The organism is Aquimarina sediminis, from assembly GCF_002895435.1.
Classification (GTDB): Bacteria; Bacteroidota; Bacteroidia; order Flavobacteriales; family Flavobacteriaceae; genus Aquimarina; species Aquimarina sediminis.
This window is the reverse complement of the sequence record NZ_POYJ01000013.1, coordinates 170,598-193,106: the sequence shown is the minus strand read 5'-3', so window position 1 is coordinate 193,106 and position 22,509 is coordinate 170,598. Positions and strand designations below refer to the sequence as shown.

Here is a 22,509-nt window from a genome sequence, read left to right as displayed (position 1 = left end):
CCCTGACTTGGGGTATCGGATACATAGGTTACCCCTGTTGGTAACAGATCCGTGATAGAAACATTGGTCGCCGTAGCTGGACCACTGTTGGTTAAGGTAATCGTATAGATCACCGTATCTCCTTCATTTGGTGTTGCGTTATTTACTGTTTTACTAACTACAAGATCAGTTGTATCATATGTCGCATCTCGATAATCTACTTCTGCCGTTAGTGTATTCTGCGCATTTGTAAAATCTGTTGCAGGATCATTAATATTACCATTAGGATCTAGGTAGGTTGGTGCAATAGTTACGTCTGCCCCATTTTCGGTGTTATCAGTAATTCCATCATTATCACTATCTGTATCTAGGTAATCAGGATTATCAGCTCCATCCGTATTTTGAGGAACATTAAAACTTCCTCCGAAACCGACCATACCATCATGAATATCAATAACCCCATCTCCATCGGAATCATCATCTGTTACATCCCCATCATTTGTATAATTCGCTACATAAGTTGCTGTTAATTGAGCTTCTATAGCATCCGGCAACTCATCTCCATCACTATCCAAATCCAGATAATCAGGTACAGTATCCACGTCATCTGCTGATTCATTTGGAGTTGTTCCTGTATCTGCTCCATTTGTAGTTTCTATTGCATCAGATAAGCCATCATTATCAGCATCTACAAACTGAACTCCATCAATAAAACCATTATTATTAGGATCTAAAGTAGTATAATCAGCTCCACTTTCAACAAGATCACTAATTCCATCGTTATCCGAATCCAAATCCAAACAATTTGGACTTCCATCACCATCATCATCTGGAGTAGTCACTAATTGTATATCTCTCCAACAAATTCCGCCACTTAAACCTGTTAAATTAAGAAACTCTACCTTAGTCACGTTTTGATATGGCACATTTATCTCATATGGATTTCCACCTGCCCCGTTTGGAACAGTAACACTTGTTATACTACCTAGTAAATTGTTTGTGGCATTATAAAATTTTATTTCTGCAATGGTATTGATAGCCTGAGCGTCGTTTAAAATACTCCCACCATTATTATGGATTCTAAGTTTTTTTAGGTCTGATGCTGGAAAAGTATACGTAACATCTGTGTATCCTCCACTTGGCGCATTATCTGCTATAAATGTACTAAGATTTCCATCTATAGTATTTGTTAATGATCCTGCTGTACTTCCTCCATTATCAGGAGAAGTAAAATCTGTATCCGTACTGGATACTGAAATTGGGTTCACAACCGTCTCATCAGCGCATTCAACACTATCTAATATCCCATCATTATCATCATCTAAATCCACTGCATTTTCAATACCATCGCCATCAGTATCCAATGGACAAGTGGTAGAAATATTAGGATCGGTAACAGCAGCAACAACTCCGGTATTATAAGCAGCAGCTACTACTGATCCATCCGCATTAACCTCTCCTCCACCAACAGTTAATGGGTCTCCTACACCATACTGTCCTCCATCTCCTCCATCTGCATTTGAATTAGCATAGGCTTCGTTAGCGTCGGAGCAACCGTCGTTATCGCTATCCAATTCTAAGTGATCCGGAATAGTATCACTATCAGAATCTATATCAGTACATACATCGGGTTTGGCTGTTATCGAAAAATTATCCATTGTGAATGACCCCCGAGACACTGTTATTTTGTATTTTTCTAACGGCACTGTATTAGTATATATTATACTTCCGTTATGCCAATAATTCATTGTTCCTGAAGCGTCTATTTCTAATCTAAAAGTAGTTCCTACAATAGATGGGGCAACCCAACCAGGTGTTGTCGCTCCATGTCGTACATACATTCCATTAGAAGCATTAAATTGAAATTTATACCCCCCATCATCCCAAGTAGCGCCTGTAATTTCGGTTCCATTTTCAGGAAAAATCCCTAGCATTCCATTTACCGCTGCCGATACTGTTCCTTCTATAGTTATAGGAAGGTTAAAGGTTTGATCAGAATATGCTGTAGACCACGCTGATCCTCCAACCTGTAAAGTGGTAGCCGTTGGGCTAGAAATATTACCTGCTGCTGTACCATGCCAAGTTAACCCATCTGGATTAGTGGTCTCTATACAATTTTGCTCTTCCTGATCATAAATTCCATCATTGTCATCATCCACATCTACTACATCACTTACTCCATCACCGTCTGTATCTATACAAAAATTCTGTGCATTATCTATTGCATAAGTAGTATAAGTAGATGTATAATTAATATTGCCCGTTGTGCCATCTTCAAACTGATCTAGTAACCCATTATTATTGACATCTGCACCGGTGTTATAATTGATGATATCATTATTTGTCACTAAAGTATTACCTGATTCTACGCTATCACTACAACCATCACCATCACTATCTAGATCTAAACGATCGGGAATAGTATCACCATCGGTATCTGTAGCACAGGCAGAACCGTTGTATCCTGAAACTTCAATATTATCAATATAGAGGTCATTATTCCCTGTATGTACATGTCTAAGTACAACTTTTAGGTCTGTTATTCCTGATAACGTATTAGTTCCAGAAAAAGAATAAGGTGTCATCGTACCTCCAATGTTACCTGGTGCAGTCCCTAATAATTGATCACCAATGTATACATCAAATCCATCCTGGGTTTGGTATGCTACATTTGTACTCAAAGACCCTAAATCCATTGAAACCGTTATTTGATCACCAGGACTTACTATTATAGGTTGAGACATTGTTACCTCCCAATTACTATCATTATTGATAATATATCGTCCTCCAGAAGCTGCTCCTAATGATGGTGAAATAGTCCACCCTGAAGCATCTACATCAAATGTTCCGTTTGTTACTGTTGGCGCTTCATCACATTCAGTACTGTCCAATACACCATCATTATCATCATCTATATCTACCAAATCACTTATCCCGTCACCATCTGTATCTGTACATGCATTTGTTACGGAGTATATTGCGTAATAATATGTAGATGTATAATTAATATTACCAGTAGTACCATCTTCAAACTGATCCAGAAGCCCATTATTATTGGCATCTGTACCCGTGTTATAATTAACTATATCGTTATTGGCTACCACCGTATTACCCGATTCTACACTATCGCTACAACCATCACCATCACTATCTAGGTCTAAGTGATTATAAATAGTATCAGTATCTGTATCTGTTGTACAACTTAATTTAGGATGTAGACTCGCTTTATAATCACTTCCTACTTTTGGTATAATTTCATAAATACGATTGTAATAAGTAGTCCCTGATACTCCTAATAATCTATATCTACTATATTTCTGTCCTGTTACGTTAAGCGTATAAGTGTAGGTATTATTAGTCGTCTCAGTTTCATTTAGAACCCCTGTCACATCAATCCAACTACTACCATTATACCCTTGCCATTTAAAAGTAGCAGCTGTTCTAAAAATACTATAATTGAACACTACATCTATTTCGGAAAGTTCTACAGGGAAAGCCATCTCTAACTCGTAAACTGTTTCTCCAGTAACAGCCGTATTTAATGCTCCATAAGATGCTATATTATTAAGCACTCCATCATACAATTCTGAAAATAGATACGCTGCATTCGTACTGTAATTTGTTAGCGAAGTGGTCACATTAACTATGGCAACCTCATCCGAAGCGTAGTAACAATCAGGAGATTCTGTAGCATCTAACACTCCATCATTGTCATCATCAAGATCTGAGAGGTCGTTAGTTCCATCGCCATCTGTGTCTGAACAAGCATTTAAGAAATCACTTAACCCATAATTTATATAAGTGGATACATAATTGATATTTCCTGTGGTACCATCTTCAAACTGATCTAATAATCCATTATTATTAGTATCTGTACCTGTATTATAATTAATAATATCATTATTTATCGCCAAAGTATTTCCAGACTCAACACTATCACTACAACCATCACCATCACTATCCAAATCTAAATGATCTGGTATTGTATCTCCATCGGTATCTATTGTTAAACAACCTGATATTGGAGTTACCTGATCTCCTATTAGCACTCTTACCCCATCAATAACGGGATAGTTATACGCTGTGGCTCCACCAGTATGTTGATCCGTTCCAGAATGTGCAAAAAACTCTAACCTCTGTGTTGTAGAGGTCGCAGTAAATAATAGTCTCTGTTCAGCCCAAATTTGATTTCCTTCTCCTAAATAAGGTTGTTCATTACTAAAGTTTGATTCACTTCCAAAGACAACTTCATAGCGAGCATTATCATTTAAAGCAGTCGTCCCGTCAATTCCTGCGTGAGCTTGATAAAAGACAACCGTATACTCTTCTCCTATTGTCAATCCCGAAATATCTGTATATAATGATTCCCCTCTGCCTGCATTATTTGTCCATCCCCCTACAAAAACACCTCCATCTGGAGACGACGGTGTTCCGTCTGCAATTCCTCCCCAAGTTCCTGAACCTGTTGTTGGCATAGGCGATTGCCAAGAATCAGCACTTCCTGTTCCATCATTCCATCCTCCTGCATTAACATTACTATTGTAAGCATCAGTGCTCGCTACTCCTGCTAAATCTTCAAAAGTTCCATCTACCCCTATGTTAATAATAGGGTTACAATTAAGACCTTCAGTCGTATCCAATACTCCATCATTATCATCATCAATATCTATTAGATCACCTACTCCATCTCCGTCTGTATCCGAACAAACATTTAAAGTATTCTCATTAGCATAATTTGTATATGTGGATGTATAATTGATATTGCCCGTGGTGCCATCCTCAAACTGATCCAATAATCCATTATTATTGGCATCTGTACCTGTATTATAATTAACAATATCATTGCTGGTTACCAAAGTATTACCAGATTCTACACTATCACTACACCCATCTGCATCACTATCCAGATCCAGACTATTTATCAGTCCGTCTCCATCAGTGTTCTCTGCATAACAGATATTTGATACTATACTAAACCCTTCATCTCTTAAATCTGCCACCCCAGCTAATGCAACATGAGAAGTGGTTAGTTGAAATGCCGAAGGGAATAAATTGGTATTGAACACGATCTTCCATGTAGGTGGACTTGTATTCTCATACTCTGCTCCCTGAAAAATTGACTGACCAGAAGTAATCACTGTTCCATCTGCAAGATCTAATTGATTATCAGGATCTACCACTACGGCAGTAACAGAAGGTGTCCAAGTCAGGGTAATAGTCTGTTCATCATTATCATTTTCTGCATCAGTATTTCCTAACAAATCAGGCCCCCACTCAATAGATTCCAACAAACTTCCTGTTTGAGGAGTTATTGTCATAGTTGTTTCATAATCTCCCAGGTTGGTATCATCAACTATATAGTGTAATCCTCCATCTACAGGTACTATATTAGCTGCTGCAAGGGCAGCACTTAAATTTGAGAATTGAATGTCATAATCAGCTATAGCCGATCCATTAGTATATGTACCTTCTATTTGTTGGCTTCCTGCGGTAAGAACTGTATTAGTAACCGCAGCAGCTCCAACACCACAGGATAATTCTGTACTATCCAATACCCCATCATTATCATCGTCTAAATCTGCCAAATCACCTATACCATCTCCATCGGTATCTGCACACACATTGGTAACCGCTGATAATCCATAATAATAAGTAGAGGTATAATTAATATTGCCTGTAGTACCATCCTCAAACTGGTCTAATAATCCATTGTTATTAGCATCTGCACCTGTATTATAATTAATTACATCATTATTAATCACCAAAGTATTACTAGACTCTACGCTATCACTACAACCATCGCCATCACTATCTAAATCTAAATGATTATAAATGGTATCGGTATCGGTATCTGTTGTACAACTTAATTTAGGATGTAAGTTAACATCGTAACCACTATTTATAGTATAGGTTACTTCTCCAATGGTAGTTGATGCCACGGTATTAGTTCCGCCATCTCCCAAAATTTTATAATAAAAATATTCATCAACTCCTCCATTTGTAAACACCTTATTTGTGGTTGTCGCTAAATCTATCGAACCTGTTAAATCTACCCAAGTTCCTCCATCCAGAGATCCTTGTAGTTTTGCTGTTGCACCTGCTCCCCAAGTTGTATTATTGATTAAAGTGATATCTGATAAAGAAACTGGGGTTGGAAATTCTAACAATAGTAAGTCTGATCCAGAAATTGCCTGACCAGCATTATAATTAAACGTATAGGTATTAGCTCCATCATGTAATATTTGTATATCACCATCACTCTGATCATCATCAGGGCTTGTTAATCCAGAAGTTATTCCTATCAAAGTTAACGCTTCTGCTTCTGTATAGTAACAATCAGGAGATTCTGTAGCATCTAACACTCCATCATTGTCATCATCAAGATCTGAGAGATCGTTAGTTCCATCGCCATCTGTGTCTGAACAAGCATTTAAGAAATCACTTAACCCATAATTTATATAAGTGGATACATAATTGATATTTCCTGTGGTACCATCTTCAAACTGATCTAATAATCCATTATTATTAGCATCTGTACCTGTATTATAATTAATAATATCATTATTTATCGCTAAAGTATTTCCAGACTCAACACTATCACCACAACCATCACCATCACTATCTAAATCCAAACGATTAGGAATAGTATCGCCATCAGTATCGTAATCTACTGTACATATTGCTGAAGGACCACCAATAGCGATCTCTCTTATCTGTATCGGAGCTCTGGTATACGTCGTTTCTATTACCAGATCAAAACTTAGAACTCCATTATAGGATTGTGAAAAAGAAAAGCTTTGCATAGCAGCTCCTGCATTTGCTGCAACAAAACCTGTTTCTGTCCCTATTAAAGATGAACTTGCATCGTATAATTTAATAGAAAAATTTTGAATCCCATCATTAGTCCCAGAAGATAAATTAACATCATTCCACAAATAAAACTCTGATATATTATCATATGCAGTACTTAGAGTTAGCCTTAACCCATTCCCTTGGTTATCATCTGCTACGGTCCAGTCTAAATCCCGGCATCCGTCTCCCGTAGATGAAAAATCTTCATCAATCATTTCACTTAAACTTCCTTCTGTATTACAATCTATTGTAAAAGGTGCTCCTGGAATAGAAATTATAGCTACTGGTGTAATAATAGACTCTACGGCAGAAGAACATGGTTGGCTTTCGGCAACATCCAATACTCCATCATTATCATCGTCTATATCTACCAAATCTCCTATTGCATCTCCATCAGTATCTAAACAAACATTCAAAGTATTATCATTAGCATAATTAGCATAGGTAGATGTATAATTAATATTTCCTGTAGTACCATCTTCAAATTGATCTAACAGTCCATTACTATTCGCATCTGCACCCGTATTATAATTAATAATATCATTATTTGTCACCAAGGTATTACTGGATTCAACACTATCACTACAACTATCACCATCGCTATCCAGATCTAAATGATTTGGTGTTGTATCCCCATCGGTATCTGATAATTCGCATAATCCCGACTGTATCGTGAAGCCTTCATATACAAAATTAGCTGCACCTGTATGTGTTGTAGTCAAAGTAAATGTTAATGGGAGTAAATTTGTATCAAACTCTATATACCATGTACCACTACCATTGGTTGAATTTGCCAATTGAACAATACTTGATCCCGAATTGATAACTGAACCGTCTGCCAAATCTAGTTCGACATTTGGATCTCGAACAGTAGCCGTAACTCCAGGAGTCCAGGTTAGCATAATCGTCTGAGCCAAATTATCGGCATCTGCATCATTAACTTCGGTAAGATCAGGTCCCCATTTGATAATCCCCAGTGTACTATTAGCTGCTGGAGTAATTGTTATTGTAGAATTCATATTGGTAGTACGATCATCCCAGATATAATGAACTCCTGCTCCATCATATGCATTTGCTGCAACCAATACCTGACTTGCATCTGATAAATCTATAGCGTAAGTAGCATTAGCTCCTCCATTACTGAATGTCCCTTCTATCAACTGACTCCCTGCTGTGAGTACCACATTAGTATTGGTAGCAGTAGCATCACCACAGGATAATTCTGTAGTATCTAGTACCCCATCATTATCATCATCTATATCTACCAAATCACCTATGCCATCTCCATCGGTATCTGTGCATACATTGGTAGTAGTTGATAATGAATAATAATATGTAGAGGGATAATTAATATTTCCTGTGGTGCCATCTTCAAACTGATCTAACAGTCCATTATTATTGGCATCTGCTCCAGTATTAGAGTTGACAATATCATTATTGATTGCCAAAGTATTACCTGACTCTACACTATCACTACAACCGTCGCCATCACTATCTAAGTCGTATCTATTTGCAATCGTATCATTATCTGTATCTTCCCAATATTCTGAGCACTTTGATTCATAAATAACATATGCAAAAATGTTAAGCATCACTCTATCATTATTGGTTGATATAGCCGCTCCATTAGAAACTCCCCCTAAACTTGTTAAGATATCAACATCCGAAACAATTAGATCTCCAGTTGGATTATCTCTTAAAATAACATCTCCCCCACTAGAGTTTTTTGCATATGAAACGCCATCCCCTCCGGATAAGCTTCCCTGTACTCCTCCTGCTTGATCAAATGAGACTAAATTTCCAAAAGGTCCTCTAAAGATTATTGTTTTTTCACCATCTGCAGTTGGTAGGTTAGGGTTGGATATTATGTTAGAGAATGTATACCCCCATCTTTCTGTTGAAAAATTTGTCACAAGAACCATATTCTCTGATGATGCTACCGACCAATCTTTTATAGCATCTGTCTCTGCTACTGACAAATAAGTCGTCGTAGCATTTCCTATCCCCCCAATAAATACTACATCTAGGTTTAAAGCTTCAATTCCTGCCTCGGTAATTGGGTTTTCTGTCATAGGAACAAAAACCACATCACTTGTTACAGTTCCAGACAGGCTAAAATTAATGTCACTCTCTATTTTTAATGTTGAAGATCCACTCATCTGCCCTCCATCGATTGTATATCCATTATCCCCATCTATATCACGTGTATTAGGAATATACCCTATCCTAGTAACTGAATCGAGTGAACAATTCATAATATCTCCTCTTTCTACGCAATCTAATACTCCATCATTATCATCATCAATATCTGTGATATCCAGTACTCCATCACAATCTGCATCTCCTGTAGTTTGTACCTTTGTTGTTCCTTCTCCATTAACTCCGCTATAACAGTCATTCGTAGCATTATAAAATGCAGCATAATAAATCCCATTGGTCACCGCAGTAGGGCTACCAACTTTATTTGCATTTGTAGCAGGAGTTCCCGTATGCCAAGTCAATGTTGTATTTGCTAAACCATTACTAGCGGTGATACTGGTTAAATCAAAGGTTTGAACTGGGCATATATTTGCTATTGTTGTTGAAGATAAAGTAGGTGAATCAACCCCTGCTGGGCAAAGAAAACACTCTTCTTTTGTTATCGACACAGCATCAATTAGTAATAGAGATTGAGTTCCACCTGCGGGTGTTAAACGGATATATTGATACGATCCGACCATGCTATTGGGTATCGTATAGCTTATCTGATCATATACTCCGGCAGTTTCAGAAGTTGGTATAATTTCTGAAGATTCTGTAGTATATGCAATATTATCTTCAGAAAAAGCCAATGTCATTCCTCTGGGGTAACTAGAGCTCCATCTTCTTGTATATATTGTTATTTCTGATCCTCCTGAGAAAACATCAGAGTATGATAACATTGTAGCTGTTGCATCATAAATACTTGTCCTGTTTGCCACAACATCAGTTCCTGAAGAAGTTATATCTGCTGAGCCTGCCGCTCCATCTACGGTTCCCCAACTTGCATTTGCATTAGGAGATGCTGTTAATGCATTTTGGTCACTATCTATTGATCCATACTCGCATATTAATGCAATAGTTATTTCTTTTACACACGATATCTCTCCAGTTGTATTTTCTACTTGCACATAGATACTATAACCTCTTGGTGAGGTTAGTACTGAAGCATCTGCTACAGTCACTCCCCCTGTGGTTCCATTAATTTGAAAAATCCCTATAGCATCTGTAGGGCCAACAATTGCCCAGTTGTTTAATGTTGATCCAGAACTAACATTAGCATCTACAATACCATTTCCTGGATCAGACACCCCTACTACTGAGTCACCATTAGAGAAGTTTCCTACAGTAAGAGAAAAGCTTTGATTATTTATTATTTCTGGTGGAGATACCTGACCAGTATTTACCAAACCTCCTACAAAGCCATTTTCGGGGGTTGTACTTGTTGACCCTGTTCCATGGGATCCTCCAGAAGCATTCAAAGAAATTGCTGCAGGTAATGAAGCTCCATTTAAAAAGATAGCTCCACCACCTCCACCTCCTCCAGAAGAATGATTACTTGTTGCATTACCCCCGTTCCCTCCAATTAATGAAACAGAAATTGTTCCAGAAAAAGTAGTAGCATCTGTATAAAAAGTACCTCCAGCACCTCCGCCGGCAGATCCGTCTCCTGCTGTACTGGCGTCACCATTTTCTCCATTAGCTAGAATACCTCCTCCGTTACCATTAATTTCATTGGTAAATATGAATATAATTCCGCCTCCAATTCCTCCAACAGAAACTCCTCCATTATTACTATCCCCGGCTCCTCCACCACCTCCCATTATTGGATATCTTATAACGGTAGGTGTTTGTCCTCCTAATCCATTTCCACACCCTCCAAATGCATCTCCTCCAACTCCTCCTTCTTTAATCACATTAGAACCATTATATTCTCCTCCTCTTCCTCCAACTCCAAAGTTACCTCCACCGGCTCCTGCGGCATTTGTCCAATTTCCTGCTCCTCCTCCATTTGCTTGTTTTCCTCTTTTTCGATCCCCTACCGTAAAGTCTGCTATTCCTTCTCCTTTTTGCGCTCCTGAGGTTCCTATGTATCCAGAAGTCACCCCATCGGTTAGGTTAACTGCTCCTCCTCTAAAGCCTGAAGCTGTTATATTTACATTGGCATCTAACCGAAGTACATCTGCCTTAAGAGCGATAACACCTCCCTTTGTCCCATCAAACGGTATACCTGTTATCTCTGATGTTACTGTAGTTAATGCATTTGCTGAGTAATCTGGCACTTTTATGATCTGTACGGTTCCATTAACATCATATGTGTTAGAAACACTGGCAAATGATATATCATTAGTTGAAATCCCTGAAATATTTACTAACTCATAACTACCAACACCATTATAATCTATTACAGACCCATACTCACTTGTATCGGAGGTATTGATTACGGCGCCTTTCATTTGAATAATCATCACCAAATCACCTGTAGTAAATGATGAAGCATCATCTACTGTATATGTTGTGCCACTTATACCTGTTACCGAAGCATATGTATTTATAGTTCCTCCAATATTTTGTAGAGTTGCAGGGTAATCTTTAATATTAATTAGAGGTGCTGTTCCTATTTCTAACTCCCAATCTCCTCCTTTACCTGTTATGTTTGTAGAGGCAGAAATAGAAATATCCAGGGTCTGCTCCAAATAGTTTATTGCTCGTTCTCCTTTTTTACCTTTCCCAAAATTGCAACCATAGATATGTAATTGTTTTAGGTTTTGTATATTTTGTTTTCGAATCCAGTCTGCAATTTTTTGAGGAGAGAGCCATTCCTTCTGTATATAAAGTTCTCCTGGACGACCATGACTAAACAAGTATAATTCTTTGGCTTTTTGAAATTGTCCGGAAAAATCTCCAACAACAATATCCGTATTTCCCAATGAATTTTCTATTATCTGGGAGTTTTGAACCTCTGTATCTATATATGCAATGGAATCATCAGAGTGTTCGTTTGAAAAAACTTGTTCATTGAATGATAAAGATATCAGTAAACAAAAGATGAGTAAAAGCTTAAAAACAACCATCTTAAGCTTTATCCGTACGTTCTCCTTTTTATATCTTACAATTACTTTCATCGTGTAGCATGATTATATTAGTTGGTAACCTTATCTGGATTACGAATGGGGTAAAATCGCTAAAACCAAACCACTTTGACTATTAATGTGCTTTATTTGGGTGATCTAAGAATTTCAAGTACTTTCTATTTACCTGAGGAAAGATTGAAAAAAGGGGCATTATTCAAATAACAACCATTTAATATATAGTATTATTCTTATTTGTATGAATTATAAAAGGACCCGAACCACCCTATTAATGAGTACAATTATTTCATATAGTTAATTTTTTTAACAGTTGAATAAAAATAAACATAAACAATTGAAAACTAAGGTGTTAAAAACGCATTGTTTTTATGGCAATTCCATAAAACAGAAAATCGTCATCTCTATTTCTCTCTTATATGTTGATTATCTGTAAATTAAAACGTAAAAACACTACAAAATCGGCGAGTAGAAACACTAGTAAATTTTACAACTAGATTTGACATTCGATTGTAGAGACAGGTTGTAGCCTAATTGAAGTAGTTTTTTAGCAAATATAGATTACGGCTAATTACAATATAAGAAAAGAAAACTACTCTATATATTACAAGAATGAATACATATATATAGTTAAGTGCAAGGTATTTATTCTTTCTGTAATAGAATAAAGTGTTCTTTTTTTTTCAAAAACAAAGATCGTCTATAAGGGTCTATCTTTACAAGGTCATGAATTACTTTATCTCTTAAATAAGGTAGTATTTATTAAATAGACGACCTCTAACCAAAAAAAGATTCTTAGTTTTCTGTTTTAACTTCTTCTCTTTTTTATAGAAGGTATAATCATTGGAACCTTTTTTTGATACTCTTCATAATCTTTCCCTATTATTTCTTTTAAATCTTTTTCTTCCAAAAATTTTACAGCGACAAAAATATAAAATGTTGTAACCACAGTAAATAACAGATGACCAAGAGTCATTGTTGGAGTAGCCCAAAAAGCAATAACAAACCCAAGCATTATTGGATGTCTAACAATTTTATAAAACAGGTTTACTTGAAATTTAGGATAGCTTAGTTCTCTGTCTTTAAAGTTTTCATAAATCTGGGTAAGCCCAAAAAGTTCAAAATGATTGATCATAAAAGTAGAAAGAAATACAATTAACCAACCTAAAAAGAAAATAACGGTTAACATTATGGATATTATATTTTCTGTTTCCCAAACAACAGTCATTATTGGTTGCCATTTCCAATATATTAGCAACAGTAAAAGGCTCGAAAGTAAAACATACGTACTTCGTTCAATAGCTGGATTAATATAATTGGAAAACCATTTTTTGAAAGCTGGGCGAGCCATTATACTGTGCTGAATAGCAAATAAACTTAACAATCCCAGGTTTATGAGAACAGATATTATTGGAGATCTTTCAAAACCTGAATCAATTGATTTGGGGACAAATCGATTGCCCACAAAACCAATTGCGTATATAAAAGCAATTAAAAAAACGAGATAGGATATACCTCCATATAAGATGATAAGTATTTTTTTCATTTTATTGATTTTAAAGATTAATTAAAGTTTTCGCTATTTATTTTTTTGTTCAGATATGTTTCTTTTAATTTTTATAAAAGGGCTTTTTATTAGAAACAAAAACTGTTGTTTTCTGTCTTCTTCAAATTCTTTCAATCCATATTTTATTCCTTCTAATGGTAATTTTTTAAAAGTTCTAAATAACCGATCCCATATGATAAAAATATCTGCATAATTAGAGTCTGTATAATATTGATCTTGTTGATGGTGAACTCGATGTTGATCTGGAGTTACAAAGACTAATCCTATTGTAGTATTTAACCAACTTGGGTATTTAAGATTTGAATGTTCAAAAAAGAAAAATATGTAGAGAATCAAATAATATACTGCCATAGCAAGTACATCTGTCCCAAAAATTATAGCTGTAAGTATATTTCCCACCCCAAAGACTAGTATTAACTCGATTGGATGAAACCTAAATATGGTCGAGGAATCCATAGATGTATCACTATGATGTACCCTATGAAATCTCCATAAAAGAGGGATACGATGTGTTGCTCTATGTATCCAGTACGCCGTTAGGTCATATAGTGCTACCGCAATAAAAAGTTTGCTCCAAAAAGGTAATTCAATAAAATATAAAATACCTATCTCATTGTTGTTTACCCACTCTATACAATAAACCTGAAAAGTAACGAAGAATATATTCAGGATCACAAGGGTTATCTGAAACAATATGTTCTGAAAAAGGTGTTCTAATCGGTTTTTAAACCGAAATGGGTTTTTCATTAGCTGTTCTAGTGAAAAGAAAATTACTAGTAATCCAATAACGATATAATTTGGGTTAATGCTTACTATTTGATTGAGTGTATCCATAAAAATTAATTTTAGTGAGTCCATGAATTCAACATGGATATCCTTGTTCTATATTGAGGAATATTTATCTAAATCTAATTATCTTATTCCCTTCTGATTATATAACATATTTAACCTAATATCGAGATAATAGTTTGTATTACTTATTTTATTATCGGCTGCATTAACAAACCAAAACGCTAGTTACATCCTTCTCCAGAATCCGTTAGGATTGTAAGTATTCCTCCGTTTGATGTTTGCAAATCACAGACTTCTGCAGGGATACTGGATATCGGATTATTTGTTAAACTTAATAGCGCCAAACCTGTTAACTGCCCCAACTCAGATGGCACAGTACTTAATTGATTATTGGCCAATGTTAAAGCCCCTAAAGTATTCATATTACCTATGGATGAGGGAATGACCTCTAGATTATTGCTGTTTACATTTAAGCTTTCTAATCCTGTGAGTTGATCAATATTATCGGGGATTCGAGTGATACTTTTGTTATTCATGGTTATAGTTTTTGGATTACCATTTGTATGAAAAGTGACCTCTGGATAATTATCTACACTCCATTCCAAGGTATTACCTGGATTGGCAGTATATATACTAATAAGGACATCTTTTGGGGAAACAGTTTCACAATAATGATATTCAGATCCTGGAATAGGGGAGTAAAAAATTCCTAAGCCATTATAGGTAATAAGATTACATACAGATTGTGGTAACGTGGAGATTTCAAATAAATCATAATATGATAGTTTTTTTAAACTAGAAAGAAATCCAATTTCTGGGGGGATCGCCGTTAATTGTTCATTACCTATTAATTCTAAACTAGTTAAATTGCTTAGCGTACCTATTTCTGGTGGAAGAGCGTTAATTCGAGTAGCATATATACCCAACTCTTCTAATTTTGTCAATTGCAATATTTCTAGAGGAAAAGCAGAAAAGGTATCTCCGCCTATTCTTAGTTTTGATATATTGGTAAGTTGCCCAAATTCCTCAGGGAATGAAGTAAGTATATTATCTTCTAAATAAAGTTCCTCCAAATTAATTAGTTGACCTATTTCATTAGGCAAAATGGTAAGTGAATTATTACCTGCATTTAACATGGTTAACTTGTTTAATTTTCCTATTTCTGGTGATAAGAGTGTCAATTTATTTTGTGAAATATTTAGTTTCTCTAACTTGGCAAGTTTCCCTATTTCCAAAGGAAGTGCTTCAATATGGTTCCTCCTTAACCTTAACTCGGATAAATTACTCAGAAGTGTCATTTCATTAGGTAAAACAGTAATAGTATTACTAGATACATCCAAAAAATTCAACTTTTTCAAGAATCCTATTTCAGGTGGGAGTTCCGAGATATTGCTAGAATTTATTGATAATTCGATAATTTCGCTTTCGGTATTTGTAACAACGCCATTCAGATCACCCAAATCAGTTGTAGTCTGGAGATCCCAATCTAAGGAACTTGCGGGATTGGCATCCAAAATAGCTTGTAAAACTTGCCGCTGACTTAATAATACATTTATAGTTACTGTATATATTGCTTCACTACCATCTTCGGCAGTTACTATATATTCTACAGGATTTGTAAAATCCTTTGCTGTATCAGGATTTACTGTAGCCAAAGTAGATGTTTTAATTTCTGGTAATAATCCGGTAACATCTGTCCCTACAGGCATAGTCGCTACTATGGTTTTGTTTTCTTCATCTATAGTAGCTACTACATTTACATTGATAGGGTTATCAGTAAGCAGAAACACAAAACTTGTAATTTGTTTGGCATTGCTTTTTAAAATTTCGGCAGGTACTGGCTCGTCATCTTTACTACAACTTATGATACAAAAAGTCATTAAGAGGTAAATGACTATATACAGATTATTATGGATATATATTTTCATGATTTTTATATATTAAAAGAATGAATGACTACTGTTTTATTAGTTACATCCCTCTCCTGCATCAGAGATTATTGTAAGTATGCCTCCATTTGACGTTTGCAGATCACAGACTTGTGTAGGTATGTTTATTAACGGATTATTGGTTAAATTTAATAGCTGCAAATTGCTTAATTGACCTAGCTCTGATGGTACTGTCACTAATTTATTATTCCCAAATTCTAGAACTACTAACGCATTTACATCTCCCAAAGATGTTGGAATATCTTCTATGTTATTATTATTTGCGAGGATGATATCCAATGAAGTGAGTACTCCTATAAAATCTGGCAATCGAGTAAGGTTTTTGTTACTTATACGCAAACCTGTTGGGTTATCATTTGCATCAAAATCAACATCAGGAAAATTATCGACTCCCCACTCTAAAGTATTATCAGGATTGGCACTATAGATGCTAATAAGTGCATCTTTTTGAGAAGTAGATTGAAACGTAATAAGATCATGTAAGAAATCCATGCTTGGTACCGTGAATAACTCCAAAAATCGAAGACACCGAGGAACGGCTGTTAAATTGTTGTTTGTAATGTCTAAGAAGTTTAGGTTGACAAGAAATCCTAATTCAGCTGGAATAGAATTCAGTTGATTATCACCTAAATTAAGAACACTTAAATTCGTTAATAGACCTATCTCTTGGGGTAAGGTCGTTAGTAGATTATTCTTTAAAATCAAGCGCTCTAGATTATTCAATTGACCAATTTCTGAAGGAATACTTTCAAGTTGGTTTATATTTAAATTCAAATCAATTAGACTACTTAACCCTCCAATTTCTTTTGGTATTGAACTAAGTTGGTTACTATTAATTGAGAGAATTATGAGCTTAGTCAATGCTCCTATTTCTGATGGTAGTGCTCTAAATTGGTTACTATTTAAATATAGTTCTTCTAAATCCGTTAACTGCGATATTTCATCGGGTAAAGAGGTAAATTGATTTACTGATAAGCTCAATACTTTCAAACTTGATAATAAACCAATTTCTTTTGGCAGCACACTAAGATTGTTCTCCCCTAATAGCAAAACTTCTAAACTCGTTAATTGCCCAATTTCTAGAGGTAATTCATCAAGATTTTTATTAGGTAGGTCTAATTCACTAATGTTACCTTGAGCATTCAGAGTTACCCCATTTAAATTATTTAAATCGGTAGTGTTTTGTAGATCCCAACCCAAAGTGTTATCAGGATTAGCTTCTACAATAAGCTGTAGGATTCCTTTTTCACTCAACTCACGAGTGATAGTTACCGAATAATTACTTGTTGATCTATCCTCTGCAACAATAGTAAACGTTAGAGAGTTGGTAAAATCTTGCTCTCCTACTGGATTAAAACTAGCCTTTGTAGATACTTCAATCGTTGGTGTCAATGCAGCCAAAGGAGTATCAATTGGTAATGTTGCAATAACGGTTTTGGCTGTGTTGTCTATACTTGCTATTACATTTGTAGACAACACCGAATTATTAGCAGACAAAAACTTAAAACTTATTAGTTCCTTTTCAGAACTTTTAACCTCTGGAGTATTATCATCATCCTTTCTACAGCCAGTACTAAAAAAGATGGCTAATAAAAGAATAATTGAACTTATTTTAAAAACGTTATTCTTAGATACATTGGTAGTTTTCATGACACTATTTAATTATAGAGTCAAAGGACTATTTTATCTATGAAAAAGGCTTGCACTATTTTTTCATTTCTTTGGAGTATTTATGCATATCACTAAAAAAACAACAATTAAGTATTTGAAAATAAGCTATTTATCAAGATCGCTAGGAGAAGCCCCAAATTCTTCTTTAAATGCACGACTAAACCAAGAGGGATCATTAAACCCTACATCGTATGCAATTTCAGATATTGTTTTATCTGTAGTTATGATTAATTCTTTAGCTTTTTGAAGGCGTATTGACCTTATAAAAACTGCTGTAGATTTATCTGTAATGGCTTTCAATTTTCGATAAACCTGAGATTCGCTTAAATGTACATTTTTTGCAAGCTCACTAGGACCAAAATTAGAATTATCCATTTCTTCATGAATTATTTTAATTATCTTCTCAAGAAACTTTGCTTCTGGTTTCTCTGAACTTTTATTCAAAAATTGGTAAAATCCATTATTTTGGATTTTTTCTATTAATTTTTTTCGTACTAAAACGAGTTGATTCAATCGTATAAATAACTCCTTTTTATTAAAAGGTTTTGGCAAATAAGCATCGGCTCCATGAGACAACCCTCTAATTCTATCTTCCTGAGTTACTTTGGCCGTTAGCATTATAATAGGAATATGATCTGTACGCTCATCAGATTTCAAGGTTGCGCATACTTCAAAACCATTTTTACCAGGCATCATCACATCGCAAATAATAATGTCGGGGACTCTTTCTAATGCAAATTCTATTCCCTGAATACCATTTACGGCATGTATGGTAGTATATGTTTCTTTAAGGCATATTTTTAAATAATGTGCAACATCCAAATTATCTTCTATAATAAGAACCAATGGTAGTTCTGGGTCATTAATTTGTATTTGATCTACTTCTTTTGGTATAGAATCTGCATCCGAAACATGTGATCTAACGGGCGTTGAAATGTCTTTTTTAATTGGAGCTTTTCTAGTTACAGGGATCATAATACTGAACTCACTTCCCGTTTCCAGTTTACTTTTAACACTTATAGTACCATTCATTAGTTCAACAAGTTCTTTTGTTAATGCTAGACCAATACCTGTTCCTCCATTTTGTATAGAAGACTCTTCTGTTTGATAAAACCTATTAAAAACATTAGGCAGTTCTTTTTCAGCAATACCCTTCCCATCATCCTTAACTTTAATTAATAAACATTCTTCCTTTTCTTGAACAACAGTATTAACATGTACAATTACGTTACCTAGAGGAGGAGTAAATTTTATTGCATTGGATAAAATATTGGATAGGATTGATGTTAATTTTGTAAGATCAAGATCCATTACTAATTCGTCTATTTCTGAGTAGACTATTAAGTTTATTTGGTTTTCTTCTGCAAGAGAATGAAAACTTTCACTAAGATATTTTACTAAGGGAACTACGTCTGTATGAATAAGTTTTAACTCCATATTTCCACTTTCAGACTTAGCTAGATCTAACATTTCATTCACCAAATGGAGCAAGTTCTCACCATTACGATGAATCATTTCTAAAGATTTTTCGGCACCATCAAAACTTTGATTCTCTACACTTAACCGAAGTGAATCTGTCATACCAAGAATTACGGTAAGGGGTGTTCTAAACTCATGTGTAATGTTGGAGTATAACTTAGTTTTGGCATTACCCATCTCTATAAGTTTCTCGGTTTGTTGACCAAGTAATTCATTTTTATAGCTTATTTCGAGAGTACGTTCTTTAATAACTTCTTCTAAAACTATATTTTTCTTCTTTAATTCTCGGGATCTCCATTTAGAAAATAAAATCAAAATAGCAATAGCTCCAAAACTATAAAACAAATATGCCAACCAACTTTGATACCATGGTGGTATAATGACAAATGTAAAACTATCTTCTTCAGCGATTTGATTAAATATATTTTTAGAACGTACTTTAAAAGTATAACCTCCTGCTGGTAGGTTAGTGTAGTCTTTTTTTGTTTCAGCAGACCAAGTCGACCAATCCTTATCAAAACCTTCCAACAAATACTGATATACATTATTTTTTGGTTTACTAAAAAAAGGTAAAGTGTACTCAAACTTCAAGCTGTTATTTACAAAAGGAATTTCAAAACTATCATTCTTACTTTTTGGGGCATTTACACCTGCGTAAACCAAAGAATCGTTATTAACCCATACCTTTCTTAATTTGGTCGTAAGATTCTTATTAGGGATCCTTTTACTATTTTTATTATATCCCAAAATCCCCTTAGGTCCTATAAAGAGAATAATATCATCCATAAATTCTATACTATATGTTTCAAAATCATTGAAGACATTATATTCTTGTAGTTCAGATAATTTATTTTCAGAAAGTTTATAGATTTTGTTTTCGAAACCGGATTTAACGGTTTGCCATATATTCCCATCCTTATCAAGTCCCATAAAACCAAATGCATCTACAGTCTTATCATATTGTTTCATCAATACTGTATCTTTTACAAAGTTTTGGTCTGCCTGATTAAAACAATACATACCATCCTGAGTTGTAACATATACTTTATCTTCAAATTGATAAGGGAAATTATAGGTCATTGAAGGAAGCCCTAATAAGGTATCATATTTTTTAAGCTCGAACTTAATATGCTTATCTTGTTTCCCAGATTGTTTTTGGGCATAATACAAGCCTTTATAATAAGTTTCAAGCCAAAGGTTCCCTTTTGGTTCTTCAACAATACCATGTATTCCAGCATCTATTTGCAGAAGAGGATTTACATGCCATTGATTTTCTGATAATCTACACTCTAATAGTTTACCATCTATTGTACCTACATAAATTTTGGTACTGTCGACAGTAGATTTTACAACCGAAGTTAAAGTCCAGTCTTGTTTTTTAATAAGTTGTGCCTTGCCCGAACCATCAATTTTATATATATACTCAGAATCTAAAGCAAGTATATCATTGTTCACAGGAACGATATATCTAATATTAGTTTCGATCCCTTCTATTTTTCTAAAAGTAAGCTCATTACTTTCGATATATGAATCACTCTTTACCAATTGATACATTCCTTTACTGCCCACCAAAAATCTGTTATTATGATATTTTAGCGACCGTATTCTCTCTTTTAATCCTCCTAATTCATTAAATATTCTAAAAGGAGATGTCCAATCTATCATAGATATCCCATTATCACTACCCACCCATATATTCCCACTATGATCTTCATAGACGCTATATAATACATCACTAATTAATCCATGTTTTTTTCCAAATCTCTTTTTTACTTTTCCCGTTTTACCATCAATAACATATACCCCCGAGGTTAATGTTGCCATTGCATAATCCCCATTGGATAAAATTACTCCTTTATAAATTCGATTTTTCTGAAACAAATTGTTGTTTCTATGGCTAATTGAAGTTATATGTTCACCATCATATAGTAGAAGCCCCAAATAGGAATGAGCAATTAAAATTTTATCATTTTGGTAAGGAAGCATCACATCAATTTTACCTTTTGCACCCTTTAGAAATTCTCCTCCAGGCACCAAGCGTATAGAATCTTTTTCTATTTTATGTAACCCTACTCCCTTACTTTCGATATACAATGTAGAATTAACTTCAAAAATATTTCCAAAGTTTTCTTTTGGCTTCCAAACATCAAACTTTTTTCCATTCCACCTAAAAAGATATTTACTGCAGGAAAAAAAAGCAAGTTCCCCTAAGGTAACCGTCGCCCATATATCACCAAAATCCTGATTGCCAATATTCAAAAAAGATTTTAATGAATAAAAATTCATTTGACCCACTTTATCTGGTGCGAGATAACCTAATTCACCTACTCCCCCTACAAAGATTTCTCCTTTATCTGTTGCAGCAAGAGATCTAACTATGCTTTTGTTCTTAAGTTCTATTGTATTCCACGAATTCCCATCATATTGAATAATTCCTTTGGTATTACCTATATACAAGAATCCATCGTTTCTTTCTGTAAATGCCCAATTTTGAGGGCTACTTTTATAATCTCCAGAAGTGTAATTTTCGATATAAGGAAGCCCAGAATTCCATATTTCTTGAGGAGTACTATCTATATACTCGCTTTTTTCTTGAGAGCTAGCGACATAAAAGCTTAGATTTAAAAACAACAATAATAAAACAGTGTAGATAGGTGTTTTCTTAATAATATTCTTTTTGTATCCAGTCTTTCTCAAAATGTATCTAAGAATTTATTGATTATTAATTAGTATGAAAACGACGTATTTATAATTTCAACTTCCTTTAATACATAAGAGATATTTTGGAGTGTTTACTTTTAATTCTTGGGAGAAATTATATGTTAATACATTCGGATTAAAGTTAACCAAATATTTTTAGCTCTTTGGCAAACTACTTTTCTTTAAAACAGATACATTAATTTCATGTTTATATGATCAATATAATCTTAGAAAGACAGACTTCTAAATACAAGATTACGGATAAAAGTAGAATTACAAAAAATTATTGCAGCACTAAAAGCAATATCCTAATCTAAAAATTGATGTGCCATCACATACCCATATCAAATCAGGTGAAGACTATAATATGTATTCATGGCCAGAGAAAAACTAAAAGGGCTATACAAGATAT

The 22,509-nt window shown here is 34.7% G+C and carries 6 protein-coding genes; all 6 read right to left on the bottom strand.

Annotated elements, in window-relative coordinates:
• Nucleotides 1-11,975: DUF4347 domain-containing protein (locus C1X07_RS21640; RefSeq protein WP_128755353.1), on the bottom strand; the 11,975-nt coding region annotated here is incomplete at its 3' end.
• A gap of 772 nt (nucleotides 11,976-12,747) precedes the next feature.
• Nucleotides 12,748-13,485: a methanethiol S-methyltransferase gene (gene mddA / locus C1X07_RS21635; RefSeq protein WP_103072128.1), complete on the bottom strand. Its 738-nt coding sequence runs from the start codon at nucleotides 13,483-13,485 to the stop codon at nucleotides 12,748-12,750.
• A gap of 33 nt (nucleotides 13,486-13,518) precedes the next feature.
• Nucleotides 13,519-14,340 carry a sterol desaturase family protein gene (locus C1X07_RS21630; RefSeq protein ID WP_103072127.1) on the bottom strand — a complete coding sequence of 274 codons (822 nt, stop codon included), beginning with the start codon at nucleotides 14,338-14,340 and terminating at the stop codon, nucleotides 13,519-13,521.
• Nucleotides 14,341-14,519: 179 nt separating this feature from the next.
• Entirely contained in the window at nucleotides 14,520-16,226 is a 1,707-nt protein-coding gene (locus C1X07_RS21625) for a leucine-rich repeat domain-containing protein (protein WP_103072126.1), read from the bottom strand.
• A 39-nt stretch (nucleotides 16,227-16,265) separates the two neighbouring features.
• Nucleotides 16,266-17,897 (bottom strand): leucine-rich repeat domain-containing protein, encoded by a 1,632-nt coding sequence (locus tag C1X07_RS21620; RefSeq protein WP_103072125.1) that lies wholly within the window; start codon nucleotides 17,895-17,897, stop codon nucleotides 16,266-16,268.
• 126 nt (nucleotides 17,898-18,023) lie between these two features.
• Nucleotides 18,024-22,094 (bottom strand): hybrid sensor histidine kinase/response regulator transcription factor, encoded by a 4,071-nt coding sequence (locus C1X07_RS21615; protein WP_128755352.1) that lies wholly within the window; start codon nucleotides 22,092-22,094, stop codon nucleotides 18,024-18,026.
• Nucleotides 22,095-22,509 lie beyond the last annotated feature (415 nt).